Source organism: Bacteroidota bacterium, assembly GCA_016718825.1.
Lineage (GTDB): Bacteria > Bacteroidota > Bacteroidia > J057 > JADKCL01 > JADKCL01.
In genome coordinates this window covers 97,920-115,287 of record JADKCL010000065.1, presented here as the reverse complement: position 1 = coordinate 115,287, position 17,368 = coordinate 97,920, and the positions used below count along the sequence as shown (strand labels likewise).

General features: G+C 50.2%; 12 protein-coding genes. 4 read left to right on the top strand and 8 right to left on the bottom strand.

Translation table 11 applies throughout. The annotated features are described in order from the left end of the window. Positions 1-126: 126 nt before the first annotated feature. Positions 127-492, top strand: a complete 366-nt coding sequence (locus IPN95_29470) for a GNAT family N-acetyltransferase (protein ID MBK9453443.1) — start codon at positions 127-129, stop codon at positions 490-492. Positions 493-900: 408 nt separating this feature from the next. Here IPN95_29470 and IPN95_29465 read toward each other — a convergent pair whose 3' ends face one another. The 4 genes from IPN95_29465 to IPN95_29450 all read right to left on the bottom strand — a co-directional run bounded on the left by IPN95_29465 (position 901) and on the right by IPN95_29450 (position 6,605). Next, positions 901-1,947 (bottom strand): OmpA family protein, encoded by a 1,047-nt coding sequence (locus IPN95_29465; protein MBK9453442.1) that lies wholly within the window; start codon positions 1,945-1,947, stop codon positions 901-903. A gap of 8 nt (positions 1,948-1,955) precedes the next feature. Further along, positions 1,956-3,302 (bottom strand): hypothetical protein, encoded by a 1,347-nt coding sequence (locus IPN95_29460; GenBank protein ID MBK9453441.1) that lies wholly within the window; start codon positions 3,300-3,302, stop codon positions 1,956-1,958. Positions 3,303-3,356: 54 nt separating this feature from the next. Further along, on the bottom strand, positions 3,357-5,039 hold the full coding sequence (locus IPN95_29455) for a hypothetical protein (GenBank protein ID MBK9453440.1): 1,683 nt from the start codon (positions 5,037-5,039) through the stop codon (positions 3,357-3,359). Between the two features lie 258 nt (positions 5,040-5,297). Next, positions 5,298-6,605: a hypothetical protein gene (locus IPN95_29450; GenBank protein MBK9453439.1), complete on the bottom strand. Its 1,308-nt coding sequence runs from the start codon at positions 6,603-6,605 to the stop codon at positions 5,298-5,300. Between the two features lie 381 nt (positions 6,606-6,986). Between IPN95_29450 and dnaB the strand changes: the two genes are divergently transcribed. Further along, entirely contained in the window at positions 6,987-8,549 is a 1,563-nt protein-coding gene (dnaB, locus tag IPN95_29445; GenBank protein MBK9453438.1) for a replicative DNA helicase, read from the top strand. A gap of 164 nt (positions 8,550-8,713) precedes the next feature. On the opposite strand, the gene IPN95_29440 is transcribed toward dnaB, so the two are convergent. Continuing rightward, positions 8,714-9,118: a hypothetical protein gene (locus IPN95_29440; GenBank protein ID MBK9453437.1), complete on the bottom strand. Its 405-nt coding sequence runs from the start codon at positions 9,116-9,118 to the stop codon at positions 8,714-8,716. A 519-nt stretch (positions 9,119-9,637) separates the two neighbouring features. Here IPN95_29440 and IPN95_29435 point away from each other — a divergent pair. After that, positions 9,638-9,913, top strand: coding sequence for a hypothetical protein (locus tag IPN95_29435; GenBank protein ID MBK9453436.1), 276 nt, complete (start codon positions 9,638-9,640; stop codon positions 9,911-9,913). 2 nt (positions 9,914-9,915) lie between these two features. Here the strand turns inward: IPN95_29435 and IPN95_29430 are convergent, their stop codons facing one another. From IPN95_29430 to IPN95_29420, 3 genes are all read right to left on the bottom strand, one after another. Beyond that, on the bottom strand, positions 9,916-12,390 hold the full coding sequence (locus IPN95_29430) for a TonB-dependent receptor (GenBank protein ID MBK9453435.1): 2,475 nt from the start codon (positions 12,388-12,390) through the stop codon (positions 9,916-9,918). 136 nt (positions 12,391-12,526) lie between these two features. Beyond that, positions 12,527-13,627 (bottom strand): YARHG domain-containing protein, encoded by a 1,101-nt coding sequence (locus IPN95_29425; protein ID MBK9453434.1) that lies wholly within the window; start codon positions 13,625-13,627, stop codon positions 12,527-12,529. Between the two features lie 26 nt (positions 13,628-13,653). Continuing rightward, positions 13,654-14,397, bottom strand: coding sequence for an FkbM family methyltransferase (locus tag IPN95_29420; protein ID MBK9453433.1), 744 nt, complete (start codon positions 14,395-14,397; stop codon positions 13,654-13,656). Positions 14,398-14,678: 281 nt separating this feature from the next. Here IPN95_29420 and clpB point away from each other — a divergent pair, with 281 nt between their 5' ends. Continuing rightward, positions 14,679-17,294: an ATP-dependent chaperone ClpB gene (gene clpB / locus IPN95_29415; GenBank protein MBK9453432.1), complete on the top strand. Its 2,616-nt coding sequence runs from the start codon at positions 14,679-14,681 to the stop codon at positions 17,292-17,294. Positions 17,295-17,368 lie beyond the last annotated feature (74 nt).

Here is a 17,368-nt window from a genome sequence, read left to right as displayed (position 1 = left end):
GTTCTTGCGGCGTAGGTGGCCTATTTTCTCAACATTTTTCCTCCGAAATTGCATTCGTCTGCCTTCAATGCCCGAATCGGCAGCGTCGTGGATGGATTCTCTCGCTTTTGACTTTAATTTTAGCGTATGCTCAACGTTCAATTTGATAGCTTTCCAGAAATCGAAACCGCCCGATTGCGTATGCGCGAAATCCTCACCGCCGATGCGGAGACGCTTTTTGCCCTGCGCACGCATCCGGAAGTGACAAAATACCTCGATCGGGAAAATGACAAGGATGTCGACGAGGTGAAGGTTCTGATCGGTAAAATCAGAGATTCTTTTGATGCCGGAGACGGGATTACTTGGGGGCTTTGTTTACATGATGATCCGAAACTGATAGGCACCATGGGCATCTGGAAAATCGACAAAGGCAACCACCGTGGGGAAGTGGGCTACTCAATGTTTCCTGAATTTTGGGGCATGCGGCCGTCCAATCGAATCAAAAACAATTAAAGGCTGATGTCCGGAAACCAAAGCCACAGTCGCTGCATTGACGCCATTCACTGTCCTCAACGTGCACATTGAATTACACAGGCCTTGAAGCCAGTACCACCGCGTTCCGGTGCCAGATGTCGTCCTTGCCGCATTCTGCAAAGAATGCCAAGCCGGTGCCGTGCCTCTGAATTTGAGATTCAGTTGCAGCCAAGCGCATTGTCAAGTTGAAAGGTGGTACTTCCTGTGGGACAATTTTCTGCCGGCGCTTGATTCCGTGATGTTTCGTTGTTGAATCCAAATGCGTGTTAGGCGAAAAGCCGACCGTTGCCACGTCGGAAGGTTGGCAATCCCATTGCATACCCAATTCAAAAAAATCCGGGCCACTTTTCAGCAGCCCGGATTTTCTATTTGCATTCGAAGGAAGCCTTATTCAAACTTCACTTCCATCTCCACGCGGCGATTCTTCTGCTTGTTGGCAGGAGTGGTGTTGGGCACCAATGGCTTGGTTTGGCCAAACCATTCGACGATGAAGCGGTCCTCGGCGACGCCGCGGCTGTTGAGATAGTTCTTCACAGCGTTTGCGCGATTCTTTGAAAGCGTCATGTTGGAATTAGGGTTACCAACGTTGTCGGTGTGACCCGCGATACGCAATCTCCAGTCTGGCTTGGAAACGAGCAATGCAGCCAAGGAATCCAATTCGTCGAGCGACGTGGTGCGGATAATGGCTTTTGCAGACTCGAATTCAAGGTTGCTGAAAGCAAGATCCAAGATTTCCTGCTCCTTTTCGGAGAGTTTTGGACAGCCTTTGTTTTCTGGGAGACCAGGCGTATTCGGGCAATCGTCGACATTGTCGGTCACGCCGTCACCGTCGAGGTCACCGTAAGGACAGCCTTGGTTTTCTTTTGGACCAGGGGTGTCGACGCAACGGTCTTCCTTGTCAAACACGCCGTCTTTGTCCAAGTCACCGTAAGGACAGCCGAAGTTGTCTTTAGGACCGAAGTCATCGACGCACTTGTCTTCGTTGTCGTAGGTACCGTCACCGTCGGTGTCTGGGCAACCTTTGTGCTCGGCATCGCCGGGCTTGTCAGGGCACAGATCCTGGCTGTCCAAGATTCCGTCACGGTCGCGGTCTGGGCAACCCTTGGTTTCCTTTGGTCCAGCCTCATCCGGGCAAGCATCTTCCTTGTCAATGGTTTTGTCACCATCGCGGTCAGGGCAACCTGCAAATTCGGCCAAACCAGGTACGTCGACGCAAGCATCGGAACTGTCCACGACACCGTCGAGGTCAGTATCTGGGCAACCACTGAAGGCAGCCAAACCAGGAACATCCGGGCAAGCATCTTTCAAGTCAATGATTTTGTCACCGTCACGGTCTGGGCAACCTTGGAATTCGACGGCACCCGAATCGTCTGGGCAAGCATCTTCTTTGTCTGCAATGCCATCCCCATCGCGATCTTTAGGCTTCCAGCCCATGGTCAGGTTCAAACCAGCATGAACATGACCTTGGCGCACGGATTGTGGCGCAAAAGGAGCCAAATATTGTCGGTGACCGCATAAATCTGCACAGGGCCGGCATTCAGGGAGATGCCAACGCCTGGATTGAGCCAGCTGCGATTGGCATACGACCAACTTGCCGACAATTGGAGCCAACGGCCGAGGGCGATGTTGTAAGAGGCTGTGACCGATGGGCGGAATGTGCCTTTGTAAACTTCTCCGCAGAACAGCAACCCAGCATTCATGCGCTCATTGATGAGGTAGTTACCGCCAATGTAGAACCTTGGAATCGTCCAAGCGGTGTAGGCATTGTGGGTCGTATCAGGGACAAAAATTCCCACCAAGGAATCCAAAATGGCTGTGCTCAGCGAGTCAAAATAATTGCCATTGAGGCTGTCACCTGTTGGAAAATCGGTGATATCGATGCCTTCGAATGTGAATGTGGCATTGTCGGAGGAAATATTCGTAGGAGTATCCTTCCAGCGAATAAAGCCCAAATCCACGATACTTCCTGAAAGACGTACCTTTTCTGGCACAACATCCCAGCTGAAGCCAAGGTCAATCCCGGCGCCATGGTTTTTGCCGATGATCATGCTTGTCGGGGTAAATTCACCATCAACCAGCGAATCACCGCCCATCAACAAACCAGGCAGACCTGCACCATTGATTTGAAAGTCCGAATTGGCCGTCAAATTGAAGTAGTCCGCATCTGTGAACAGAGAAATGTCGCTGCGCGATGTATAGACGTTGGCGACACCATTCAGGTATTTCAGGCGACCACCAATTTTGAGTCGGCCATCGTCGAAGATGTCGCGGGTATAGCCCAAACCAATCTCGTGGTACATCCCCGCATCGATTGCAAGGCTTCCAAAATCAGCGGTTTCACCCAAAAACCCGCCATTACCTTTCCAAACCAAGCCGAAGAAATCTTCGGGATAGGTGAAGCGCATATAGGTTTTGGTGGTCGCATTCAAGCTCAAATAAGCTTGGCCAGAACGGAATCCTACAGAGATCAGGTCCGTGTTGAAATTCAGCGCAAGCAAGTTGCGACTTGCAAGTTTGCTCAACATGTTGTCGACGTCAAGCGTCAAGGAGTCATCGGATCCAAGGACCAGCAGGTCCTTAAGGGCAAATCCGCTGTTGATGCCTTGGAAGTAAAGGGAAGATATGACCGGCAAGCCGATATTGACCTTTGTCGGCGGAGTAAGCGCCGGGTTTTGGTACATCGACTGCGGTGTCCGGTTCATGTTGTAAAGCGTGAGGTCTGTTTGGGCAAAGCCCAACGAACCCATGCACAACATGATCAGTGACAATATTTTATATTTCAGTTGCATTGTTTTCTTAATCTTAAAAGGTCCTCAATTGTCCAATTTGTAATGAGATTTTCGTCAGAGCTGAACCTTGACTTTCGCTTTGACCATTACACCGAGGTACAAGTCCATTTCGTATTCTTTGTAAATCTTGACTTCGCGCGTACCCAACTGGTAACTGTCGATCCAACCGCGAGCCACGATTTTCCGCATTCCCAAAGTCTCAAGCTTTTGCAGAAGTGCGCGGTCGACGGTAATGTCAAGTACACTGTGTTTCTTGTTGTTTTGATCGACGATTCCGGAAGCTGGAACATCAGGAGAGGCAAATACCACTGCTTGTCCATTGGGGAAAATTGAGTCGATCAAGCCGCCGGTAATCGCGCCTGTGATGGAATCCACCACCAACGTCGAGTCTCCGAAATATACCTGGGCATGGGCGTCGGCCGGGAAACCGTTGTCAATTGTGAGGCGGAACATCACTTGCTCGATTTCTTCGATGTCTTCCGAAATCGGGAAAATGTCGATGTCGCTGGTGGATGTTCTGCGGAAATTTTCTGCAGTGCCATCAAAAGGCAAGAAAACCTCCATGTCCAAACGTACACGGCTCGTATCTTGGATCCAATTGTTGAAGGGGCCTGTGCCTGGATTCAGCTGACCATTGTAGGCATAGAGCAGCTTGGTGGGCTTTTGGGCTGCTACCGTCAGGATATTGGAATTGAGGCGATCCACGGTGAAGCTGTCCACGACGCTTGCACCAATGGTATTGCTGAAATTGAGCGTGGGATTGTTGAGCAATGGGCTCGAGCCGGTAAGGAGGGTTGAGGTGAATGGGCCGACAAAATTCAGCACAATGTTATTCAACTGAACGCCAGCGCCTACGCCGTTGGTAAAGATCGCCTTGACCTTTGGGTCATACCAAGTGATTGTTCCATTATTGGAGTTGGTGGTGTCATTTTCGAAGAAACGAATCCGCACTTCTCCTGATCGCTGAGGAATTGCAAAATTTTTCAAATCCCCCAAGATCTGCTCAAAGTCCAATCCGTTCAAGGCAACGGTAACATCGATGGTCTGCCCGGGAGCTCCTGCACCGCTGCCACCGATGGTCATCGTGGCAGAAACAGGCACCTGATTAATCGGCGAGAAGGTTAAAGTTGCACCCGCCAAGGAAATCGTCGTGGGCCCGGTTCCTGAAAACGTCTGATTGAATGGATTTCCATTGATCGTGAGGCCCGGAATCGACAATTGGATGGAAGCAGGATAGGAAAATTGCTTCTGAATGTCGACGACCATGGTGCCACCATCAAAACTGAGGCTCGTGAGCTCCGGAGAAGATCCCAAATTGGAGACATCAAAGGCAAAATTGTAATTGATGGGTACTGTGACGGTGCCTCCTCCGAGCAAGATTGTTGCCTCGGGAGCCGTCAAAGTATGGCTTTGCTGATCCAATTGATCCTGAAACACGATCATGGAATCGGCTGAAAATGAGAAAATATTGTCACGGTAATACAAGGCCAGAATCCCGGTCGAGTCAATCGTGATCACATCTTGGTCATCAAATCGACCGAGGACTTCCGGAACCGTGATCGTGGATTTGATCAAAGGAACTGCCAACTCGGGGTTCCAAGTTGCATCTTTGATCCGATCAGGTTGGAAATACTCCTTTTTGCAGGATTGCAGGGATAGCAATCCGAGCAGCGCAAAACCCAAGCAAGCAAGTAACCAGGTCGGCCTGGATACGCCAAAACGCACTTTGCTGTTCATAAAGGATGAATTACTTTTGGTATTAATTTAAAAACAGGGCAAAATTAACGCCCTAAGACTACAATTCCGCAAAAGTTCCGAAAAATAGCCCAGAATAACAATGATTTCTGGACGTGCGATACCTACAGAATCATCTCAATTCCAACATGGTTGATTCATTGCTTTTGGCTTTTCCGAAGCCCGATTTCTTTGCCAGGATTCATAGAATTGAGCTGAAAAAGATGCATCAACATTCAGTTCAGCAATGTTTTTTGCCGCTCACCGATTGTAGTAGGTGCTGATGAATCGTACATCGCCAAATCCTCCTTGAACCATGCCCAACGATGCACCCGCACCCGTCACAATGTCGATTCTGTCCGTGCTACCAATAAAAAGACGATTCCGCGCAGCGTCCACTCCCAAAGCAGAAAAATCACCCGCCATCAACACGGACGAAAGGGTGCCATTCGAAGGAAAATACTCCATCATCCCTGAATCAGTCAGCACCCAAACCCTGCCGTTTGCCGTCACTGCATCGCGAAAGCCTTCCAATAATTCAGTTTCCTGATTGCGGATCAGGGATTGCCGGTCTAGCACAAAAATCCTTCCCAGACCGCTGGAATTGCCGCAAACGAGGATTTCATCAGCATCCATGGCCAAAATCCGAAGGACATCCCAATCCAGCACCTGTGTCGCTTCCAGGCTTTCATTCGCGATGTCGTACACATCCACTTTGCGAGGTGACCCCAAAATGCCCGAAACGCCCAAATAAACCTTGTCTGAAGTGGCCATCACCGCCGTCCCCGGATACAACACTTGCTCGAAATTGTTCTTTGGTGAGCCATCAAAGCGATAACTGCGCAGATATTCCGGAACCCTTACGGCCGCATAAAAGCCGTTTCGATTCATGGCTATCCCTGAAAAGGTCTCTGTACCCGTCCCTTGCGGCAATGTAGTCTGAAACATCGGCGTGAATTCCTCAAAATCCCAAGCAGACAACACGCCAGCATTGGATTGCGCAGCTACAATTTGTCCGTTGCGGCTGTCCATCAACAGATCCACCATGGAATTTAATCCACCCGGTCCAGAAAGGACATTGCCTGCTGTATCCTGTGTGAAAATGGAGAATGCCCCTCCCCCGCTTTCTCCGGCCCAAACAAGACCTTTGAACTCCAATGGCAATGCTTGAACCGTGATTTGCAAAAACGCAGAACCCTCATTACCAGCCTTGTCGGCAGCGGTCACACGCAAGGTGTAATCCCCACCTTCGGTGTAGCGGTCGCCTGCGGGCATGCGAAACGAGAAATCGGTTTCCATTCCAGAGATCGCGATCGAAGTCGTTTGCACGATCTGCTCGGTAAATGTTTCAAACAAAACCGCCGTTACGCTCACCAAACCTTCGTTGTCTGATGCCCTTCCTGCGACTTCAAACTCCGAATTGGCAACAACCACAAAACCGTCACCCGGCAAGGAAAGCGCCGTGGCAGGCGGCTCACCGTCCTCATGTTTACAACCAACAACAAGGATCACCATGGCGAAAATCCCCAATGACCACCACCCCATCCTATTCGAACCCACTTTTTTCACCTTATTCCGTTGTTAGCGAACGAAAGATAGCTGATTCTCACCGTCTCTGCCAATTTGAATTCGAATCAATCCATTGGCAAGCTTATCCACAGCTACGTATTTGGCAGAATTCCTATTCCATCAGCAACGAAATAGTTGTACACATTCGCACATTTTCCCCTTTGCAAAAACGCGCTCCTGAGCCGTCCAACGCATCCTGAATTATTCACAAATGTGGAAAGCTTTCGGTAACGAAGGGGTTCTTATTCCTCGTAGATTCAGAATGAGCGACTTAGGCAGTTACGCACATCGCGGGAGAAAAACTTGTGGAAAATACGGAATTAAAACTTCTCCCTAATTTTGAGGCTGGGTTGTCAAAAGAACCCAAAGACGACAGTATTTATGAGTGAGCAGTATCCACCCGAAGGCGTACACTACGCGCCCTCCGCAGAGTTTTTGTCACGCAAAAACAAGAACGTCGTGCCGCAAGCACTGCGCTCAGGACGCATTCCCCCACAAGCCCTCGAAATGGAGCAGGCTGTCTTGGGTGCATTGCTCCTGGAAAAGGATGCCCTCAACAAAATCGTCGACGTCGTCAGGCCCGAAATGTTTTACAAGGAAAGCAACAAGCTCATTTATGAGTCTGTGAACAAGCTTTTCCAAAACTCGGAGCCGATCGACTTGCTCACCGTCAAAAATCACCTCAGCACCACCGGAATGTTGGAAGCTGCGGGCGGCGTCTATTACCTCACCGAACTCACAAGCAAGGTCGCCTCTGCAGCCAACATCGAATACCACGCAAGGGTCATCGCCCAAAAGTACCTGATGCGCGAGCTCATCAAAATCGGCGACGGCGTGGTGAATTCGGCATTTGACGAGACGACCGACGTGTTTGACTTGTTGGACCGCACGGAGCAGGACTTGTTTTCGCTGTCGGAAACCAACCTGCGAAGGAATTATATGGCGATGAGTGACCTCGTGGTCACTACGCTCAAGAAACTGGAAGCCATTCAGGGCACCGAAGGTGGCGTCACGGGTGTGGCAACCGGCTTCAGTCTGCTCGATCAAATGACCTCCGGCTTCCACCCTGCCGACTTGGTCATCATCGCTGCCCGTCCGGCTATGGGTAAAACCGCGTTTACCTTGAGCATGGCGCGCAATTCGGCGGTGCGTTTCGGGACTCCGGTGGCCTTCTTTTCCTTGGAAATGGACGCACCGCAGTTGGTGCAACGTCTGCTCTGCGCCGAGGCCGAGGTCGATGCGCAAAAGGTGCGTACGGGCCGTTTGGAGCGCTACGAATGGGAACAACTCACAAGCCGCATCGGCGGATTGAGCAAGGCGCCCTTGTACATCGACGACACCCCTGCCCTTTCGATCATGGACTTGCGTGCCAAAGGACGTCGTCTCAAGGCTGAGAAAAACATCGGGATGATCATCATCGACTACTTGCAGTTGATGACCGGCAACGTGAAGTCAGGTGGTAACCGCGAACAGGAAATTGCAGGTATTTCGCGAGGTCTGAAGGAATTGGCGAAGGAACTGAGCATTCCGATCATCGCACTTTCACAGTTGAGCCGATCCGTGGAAACGCGTGGTGGCGACAAAAAGCCGATGTTGAGTGACTTGCGTGAATCCGGCTCCATCGAGCAGGATGCGGACATGGTCATGTTCCTCTATCGCCCTGAATACTACGGACTTACCACGTATGAAGACGGCAGTTCGACTGCGAATGTTTGCGAAGTGATCATCGCCAAGCAGCGTTCCGGTCCGGTCGGTGACGTGAAACTGCAATTCATCAAAAAGTTCGCAAAATTTGCCGACTTGGACGACCACAACCTCGAGCAAAGCCTTGCACAGCAAGGATTTGGCCAAGGCAACAGCGGCACGATCACAAGGCAGTCCCGGATCAACGAAGAATCAACGAGCAACGCCCCAAGTGGCGGCGGAGATTTCTTTCCGTTTTGATGGAAGGGCAATACGCAGTCCAAATATCACGTTCAACACCATCCTGCTCTGTCAATGATCGAAATAAAGTAAGTTTTTTTGTTGGCATGCAGTCCACTTGAATTCGTTCGAAAGGTAATTTTTACGCGTTGGAGGTAACCAATTCCAAAGCACTAGGAAGAGATTCACAGTGACCCTCTTTCTTTTTCAATTCCAATTTCAAAGCAGATTTTCCTGAACTCTTCGAACAGATTCTTCCTTTCGATGAAATTTAGCACCTTGTTGATATCCCAAATCTCAAAGATTCTACCATATGCCTGTTTCTGATCAGAAATCCAGCCATAGATTCGAGGCAAGACCTCTGGACGTACATCCCCATTGAACACCAATATTCCAACGATACTTGGAGATTCCGCCTTACCCAAAAGAAACTCTGGTAATGGAACCTCGAAAATTTCTTCCAACTGTGGCTTGACTTGTCTCCATTCTTTCGTTTTTAGATCGCCAATCTTTGCTTGGAAAATTTCAATTTTGCTGTCAGCTTGGATAACTACGAGATCCTTACCGCATTCATTGCTTCCGTGCAGCAATTGAACATGCGGGACTCATATTGATCAGTGAAGTAATAGATTCCAAAAAGGGACTCTTCTTTATCCCTTTAAAACTTTCCTTAGCCAGTTCCTTCTGTGATTGGTCATTAAAGACTTTTCTAAAACCTTTCTTAATGGATTCGATCTCTTATTTTGTTGTAAACCCATAAAACGATGATGCTGAATAAATATCATCAACATCACACACAAGATTATTGCAGAAGAAATATAGACATTTCGAAAAACCAATTGATTACTATGAATTGGTAAGTCCATAGAGTCAGGAACTTTTCGATTGTTCCAAGTTCGTTCTTTCAATAGTCAATTCATTTTGTAGGTATTGATAGATTGCCTTTACGTCGCCAATTTCAATGTTCTCAACGACAAAGGCCACGTGGAAAATATTGTCTTGCGATTGTCTAATTTCAACAACATAGCAATCCTTCACCGTTTTTTCCCCTACATTGCTCAATTGAATCTTTTTCTCAACAAGCAAAAATTTGAATTCTTGACGAACGAATGAAAGTAAGTATTCGACCATTTATCTTAAGCAAGGAATATTTCCTACGCATTTGGCCAAAAAGGTTTCATTTGGCTAACATTTTTGCGCAATCACAAAGAAATGCAAATAAAACCATGCAAATAACCGGCAGGATCTCTACCTCTCCCTCGAAAATCATTGAAAATAATTTTGAACTGCTTCTTTCGCCAGCTGCTGAAGATGTTGCGTTTGAAATTGGTCGAAATACCAATCCTTCATCAGCGCCCCCGGTGCCAAAAGTGGTTGGTGGGTAGAATCAGGCTACTCTTCCCCCTCCAACCGCAAAATTCACCCGGTAATAAAATATCGGCAAGAACCCGATTTGATTCACAGGCGCAAACACCTGATTTCCACCGACATATTGCAAGCGCAGCAGATTCGCTTGCCCCGTCACGTTCACGAAGTCAAATCCGATTTCGTGCGTGAGCTTCGCAGCATTGATGCGGTAATAGAGCTTGAGATCCAGTCGGAAATAATCGGGGAATTGGAGCGTGTTACGCAATGAATCTTCGACAACTTCGTCGGCAATCGCAATTGAAGCCAGCGTATCGAGCGGCGAATACCGCTTTCCACCCGCATAGGTGACCTTTCCGCCGATGCCGAAGGTGACCTTTCGCTTTTTGCCCCAACTGAACTCCTTTGTTCCCAGCAAGTTGGCGACAAATCTGCTGTTGAAGTCAGTGTTGTAGGTGCGGCCGTCGCTGCCTTGGTACCTGCTGTCGAATACCGACGCAGTCGCCAACAAAAACCAGTTGTGGCTGAAGAACTTCTCGACCGTCAATTCGCCGCCGATATTGCGACCCGTGCCCGTGTTGACCATTTTTCCCGGGAAATAGCGGTCAAATCCTGAACCTTGGTTCAACATGGAAAACGAGGACGCTGAAGTATCCACCGGGGCGTTGAACAGGTATTGATAATAGACTTCCACCCGCGTGCGGAGGTATTTTCCGAGGAAAGCGTCGTGCCCGAGCACAAAATGAAGGCTGCGGGAGAATCCGAGGTCGGAATTGTGGCGCACTGCGCTGCCGTTGATCGCGGGCAACTGTTGGAAGTAGATGTAATAAGGCTGCAACTGACTGTGCAGGCCCGTACCGAAATTGAGGCTTTGCCGGTCGGTGAATGCCCATTTCAGCCCTGCCCGCGGTTCCAGGCTCATGCTGTTTTTGTTGAGGGTAAACACTTGTCCGTGGAGGCCCGCATTCAAATTCAAGCGTTCGCTGACGTTGTAACGCCATTGGAAGTAGGGTTGCAGCAAAAATTCGAGGCCGTCATAGTTCATGCGGGGGGTAAAATCGGTCTGACCCGGCGTTTGAACGATGCTATCATGGAGTCGTTGATAATACCCATCCACGACAATTCCGGTTTGAAATCCGTGCCGGGCACTGACTTTGTGGCGGTAGTAAAAATGGCTCAACGCCTTGTGGAGATTCCCCTTGAAGCCCATGTTGCGGGTGATGCTGTCGAGCACAAACAACGAATCGGGACCTTCGGTATGCCGCCAAACATCAAATTGGTTCATGTTCACATGTTCCAGCGAATAGGCCAAGCTTGCCCGGAACACGCCCTTGCTTCCATTCAGCACGGTCAACCGCGTGCCTGCCACACCCATCCCGGCGCGGAAGTATTCGTCACGCGTACCGGACGCGAAGATTTCACGGGCATCCTTTTTCTCATCGTCGCTCACGACAAAATCGATCTTGCTGTTGCCACCGAGACCAAAAAAGCTGAGTTCAGCGCCCTTTTTGAGCGGAACATTCACCTTGAATGCCGCATCCTGATATTTGGGGATGGCCGTCGTGCCAATGTCAATTCCTGCTGCCGAGAAAAAGCTGAGCGTGGCATACCGCAAATTGAACAGATACGATGCCCGTTGCCCGCTTGCATTTGCCTTGCCGAGCGGACCTTCGCCGGTTGCTTCGGCCCCAAAAATGCCCGCCTGCAAGGTAAATTCGTGTCGTTGGGTGATGCCCTTGCGGAATTTGAGGTCAAATGTTCCGGAAAGGGAATTGCCGAATTCCGCCGGGAATGCGCCGGTGAAGAAATCGCTGGAGGCCAACACTTTGTTGTTGAGCATTCCGACCGGGCCGCCGGCGCTGCCCGTAATCGCAAAGTGATTGGGATTGGGAATGTTGACTCCATCGAGGCGGTAATTGACCCCTAACGGCGAATTTCCGCGAATCACGAGGTCATTGCGGGTATCGTCGGTGCCTTGAACACCGGCAAAATTGCTCGCCATACGCGCGGGGTCGCCACGACTGCCCGCGTAGCGCTCCGCCTCCGCGACCGAAAAAGCCCTGGCAGAGACGGTCGACATTTCATGCTGCGCCTCGCCTGCCTTGCTCGCCTCGATTGTGACGGCATTGACCTCCACCACCATTTCCTCCATCCCCGCATCGACGACGACCGTTTTGGCAGACCAAACCACCACGTCGGGAACCATTCGGCTACGGTAGGATGCATATCCAAATGCCAATGTGTAGCGGCCGACCGGCACTTTCTCCAAGGCATAGGCTCCTGTTGCGTCACTCAGCACACCGGAAACAACGGAACTGTCCTTGAGCAGCCGAATTTCAACCCCTTCCAGCGGGGTACCCGCTGCGGCATCGGTCACCGTACCGGCTATGCGGCCGTTGACATCCTGCGCGCGCAATGGCAGGGAGGCAAGCATCAACAAACACATTCCAACCAGCCATTTGGAAATCCATTTTGGGAACAAGCAAAGAAAATTCATCGCCTTCAAACTTAGTGGTGAGACCAATGCGCAATGAAGATAAAGGAATTTGTGAAACTTTCGGATGCGCTGCTATTCGTTGCTGAACATCAAGGCCCTCACGTTGCAAACGGCGCCAAGCTGTGCCCCTACAAAGTCACTTCCGCTTCGCTTCTTCGGCAAGAATCGCCTTGATGGCATTTTGCTCCCAATCTTCCCATTTGATTTTGTCAACCAAAAGCCCCTCGATCGGATCGTACCAGATAAATTGGCTAAAATAGGCCGTCAATTCCTTGCTTTTGAAAGGTAATCCATGCCGCGCATAGAGGAAATTCCGCATGATCCGCAATTGCTTATCTGTTAGATCTTTAAGGCATTCATCGTCGGAGCCGGCAAACAGCGTACAGGGTAGCCATTCATTCACCTCTTCTATCAGATCAGGTCTTCCCCAGACGTAGGCTTGGTTGTGAATTTGCAATCCGTTGATTCCCAAATCGCGGTCTGGATGAAAATGGAGTGCTTTCAATTGCACTGCGCCATTACGGAGATAAACTGACCGGAAATAGGATTCGAAAATGATGTCTGCGTCCTTCCCCATTTTACCTTCACCGAGAATTTTCCATTTTGCCGGGGCATCACTGGTGACAAAGCTCCAAGGCAGTGTAAACAATGCCCGCTCGCCCATGTCAATTTCAAGCGTAAAATCCCCGATTTCGCCATTTGCCCAGGTATTCCCCGTCGTGAGCCGGTAGCCGAAGTCGTATTCCATCTCCACGCTGCTTCCTCCCCGAAACTCGTAACGATGCCGGATGATGTTCAGACCGGGCTTGAATTTTACATCAAAGTAATAGACAAAATCATATCCGGAAGGTTCCTCGTCCCCCAGGTATTTGAACCCGGTGTCTTCCATCCTTGCGATCTTGAACGGCAACATCGCACCGTTGACTTCGGCTGAAAATCCCCTTATCTGCGGATGCTGTGCCGTGGCGTCATCGACATCCCCTTCTGCCGGCGGCGTGACAAATCCGACGATTTCCGTCTTCTCCGGCCCTGGATTGTAAAATTCGAAATAGACGTCTACGGCCATGTAGTCGCCCATTCGCTTCAATTTCAAAATCTCCTTTTTGAGCTGAACCACCGTTTCCTTGACCGGGACAAGGTGATTGCCTTGGGCATAGAAGACGCCGTCGTTGGCAAACAAACCATTTGCAACGAACAAGGCTAATAAAACAAAGAATCCAAGTCGGCTATCCTTCATTTCAATACTTTGATGCACAACGCAACCTAACAAATCAGTTGCTCTTTCACGCTCGGGCTCACATACAGCACATTGCCATAACTGCGCCCAACCTTGATCGAGGCATTGCTCATTCCATAGAGTGCATAAAACGTATAGCCATTCCCCAAAACCAAATCGTTGAGGTCGTTGATAAACGTATGCGCTTTGTCGGATGGGTTGAAACTGACCTCGCAAAAAATTGCGCCAATTTTACCGTTGCGCAACATATCTCCAAAGCCTTCGATCACCGGAAGTTCAAATCCTTCGGTATCAATTTTCAATAGGTCAATCGTGTCGATGCCCTTTTCTTTACAAAACGCCTCACCCGTCGTGACGGTGACCGTTTCGAGCGTTGCCTCCGGGGCATTGTTCATCCCCAAAGGATTTAATGAATTAATGAGGGAGGTCGCTTCTGGATACAGCCTGATCTCCCGCTTCTCAGCCACACGGCCAAGTGCAGCATGCGTGCAATGCACATTTGGATAGGCCGCCACATTTTGTTTGAGTTGTGAAAATGTTGTTTGAACAGGCTCAAACGAATAAATCTTGGCCTCTGGAAATTCATCCACCAATTCCAATGCAGTTTGACCGACATTGGCGCCAACATCAAACACCGTACGCATCGGCAAAAGCAGGCGATGCCGCACATCCGTAGAGAGGTAATAACCAACGGGCGCATGACGTGATTTAAAAATCGTGTAGCCCGTGAGGGCCGAAATCTTGCGCAAAATCTTTGTCGTGAAAACCATTCTTGACTCCCTTATTCGAATGCAACAACCACATTCCCTGCGAAAATTCTCTACTGGAACTGAAATACAGCCCAATTCATGCAAAAATCAAAGATAAGAGCTGCCTCACTTCTCTCCAAATCCTGGCGATTCTGGACAATTTGGCTCATCCTTCCCACAAAGAAGTCCATTTCCTGCCAAAACGCCATGCTCGCACGCCCTTTTGGCAGATTTTCCATCTTGGACTTTCATTTGAACGGAAGAATGCAAGTACGAAAACAACGTGCTCAACGAGAATCACTATGAATTTCAATAAATACACCATCAAATCCCAAGAGGCCATTCAGCAAGCCGCTGAAATCGCCAAAGGCAATAGCCAACAACACCTGGAATCCGGGCACTTGCTCAAAGCGATGCTTGGCGCAGACGAGAGCATCGTCCACACCATGCTCAAGAAAATGGGCATCAACCTCGAGCATACCCGCAAAAAGGTCGACGAACTCATCGCTTCTTATCCAAAAGTCTCCGACACCGGCAACGCCTACCTCGGCAAGGACATGGAAAAGCTGCTCAAAGTGGCGGAAGAGGCTGCAACCAAGGCCAAGGATGACTTCGTGAGCGTCGATCACCTGTTGCTCGCCATGCTGAAAAGCGACGACAAGGCAGGCACGATCCTCAAAGATCAAGGCGCAGACGCCAAAACCTTGGAAAAAGCCATTCAGGAGGTCCGTGGGGGCAAAAAGGTCGAAGACCAAAATGCCGAAGCCACTTACAATGCGCTCGAAAAATACAGCCGCAACCTCAACGAACTGGTGCGTGCGGGCAAACTCGATCCGGTGATCGGGCGTGACGAGGAAATCCGCAGGGTGCTGCATATTTTGACGCGGCGCACGAAAAACAATCCGATTTTGATCGGTGAGCCGGGTGTTGGCAAGACCGCGATTGCAGAAGGGCTTGCCCACCGTATTGTCTCGGGCGACGTTCCCGAGAACTTGAAATCCAAGATTATCTATTCGCTCGACATGGGCGCGCTGATCGCAGGCGCCAAGTACAAAGGCGAATTTGAGGAGCGTTTGAAAGCCGTCGTCAAGGAAGTGGTGGATGCCGAAGGCGAAATCATTCTGTTTATCGACGAGATTCACACGCTTGTCGGCGCAGGCAAAAGCGAGGGGGCGATGGATGCAGCGAATATCCTGAAACCTGCGCTTTCCCGGGGTGATTTGCGCGCCATCGGTGCCACTACCCTCGACGAATACCAGAAATACATTGAAAAGGACAAGGCCTTGGAACGCCGTTTCCAAACCGTGGTCGTCGATGAACCGAGCGTCGAAGATTCGATTTCGATCTTGCGGGGTCTTAAGGATCGCTACGAATCCCACCACGGCGTGCGCATCACGGACGGCGCCATCATCGCCGCTGTCGAATTAAGCCATCGCTACATCGCCAACCGTCAGTTGCCCGACAAGGCCATTGACCTCATGGACGAATCCATGGCCAAACTCAGGCTCGAAATCGACTCCATGCCCGAAGACCTCGACGAAATGGAGCGCAAACTGCGCAAGCTCAAGATCGAACTCGAGGGCATGAAGCGCGAAAACGAGCAGGAGAAAATCAAGGAACTGAACCTGCAAATCGCCAACCTCGAGGAGGAAGCCAAAGGCCTTCGTGCGCATTGGGAAGAAGAAAAGCGAATCATCCTCGAAATCAAAGGCATCCGGCAAAACATCGATGCCTTGAAATTGGAGCAGGAACAGGCCAATCGCAGCGCCAATTTCCAGAAGGCCGCTGAGATTGAATACGGGTTGCTTCCTGCACAGGAACGCGAAATGAAAGCCCTGGGCGAAGAACTCAATCGCCTCCAAGTAGACCGCAAAATGCTCACCGAGGAGGTCGGACCGGCCTTGATCGCTGATATTGTCGCACGCTGGACCGGCATTCCAGTCTCCAAAATGCTCGAAAGCGAACGCATCAAGCTGCTGCGTTTGGAGGAGGAACTCGGCAAACGTGTCGTCGGACAAAAAGAAGCCATTGCTGCTGTGGCAGATGCCATTCGCAGGAGCCGAGCCGGACTGAGCGACCCCAATCGCCCCATCGGATCGTTTATTTTCCTTGGATCGACCGGTGTTGGCAAGACCGAATTGGCCAAGGCGCTCGCGGAATTCCTCTTCAGTGACGATGAAGCAATGGTGCGCATCGACATGAGCGAGTTCCAAGAAAAGCACAGTGTGAGCCGCTTGATTGGAGCGCCTCCCGGATATGTTGGCTACGACGAAGGCGGTCAACTGACCGAAGCTGTGCGCCGCAAGCCTTATTCGGTGATTTTGCTCGACGAGATCGAAAAAGCACACCCCGACGTATTCAACGTCTTGCTGCAGGTGCTCGATGATGGCCGACTCACCGACAACAAAGGGCGTGTCGCCAACTTCAAAAACACGATCATCATCATGACCTCCAACATGGGTTCGCAGCTCATTTTGGAAAACTTGGCCGGTTTAAAGCCGGAAAACCGCGAAGCGGTATTCGAGCGGACGAAAAATCAAGTTTTGGAACTGCTCAAAGCTTCGATTCGCCCCGAATTCCTCAACAGGATCGACGAAACGATCGTCTTTACCCCACTGAGCAAGGAAGAAGTCCGCGATATCGTGCGCTTGCAGGTCAATTTCCTCAAGCAAAAGCTCAAAGACATCGACGTGGTGCTGGATTTCACCTCCAAAGCCATCGACCGTGTTGCCGAAATGGGATTTGACCCGCAATTTGGTGCAAGACCGCTCAAGCGTGTGCTCCAAAAGGCTGTGGTGAACGAGCTGTCCAAGCAGATTTTGTCAGGACAAGTGGAAAAGGATGCGGTGATCTTGGTGGATGTCGATGATCAAGGTGGATTCCACTTTGAAAATGCAGAGGAACCGATCAAATTCTAATTTCATAGCTTTTGAAGGATGAAGTGTCGGGGCGGATCCAAAGGGTCCGCCCCGACTTTTTTTGCCATGCCCTG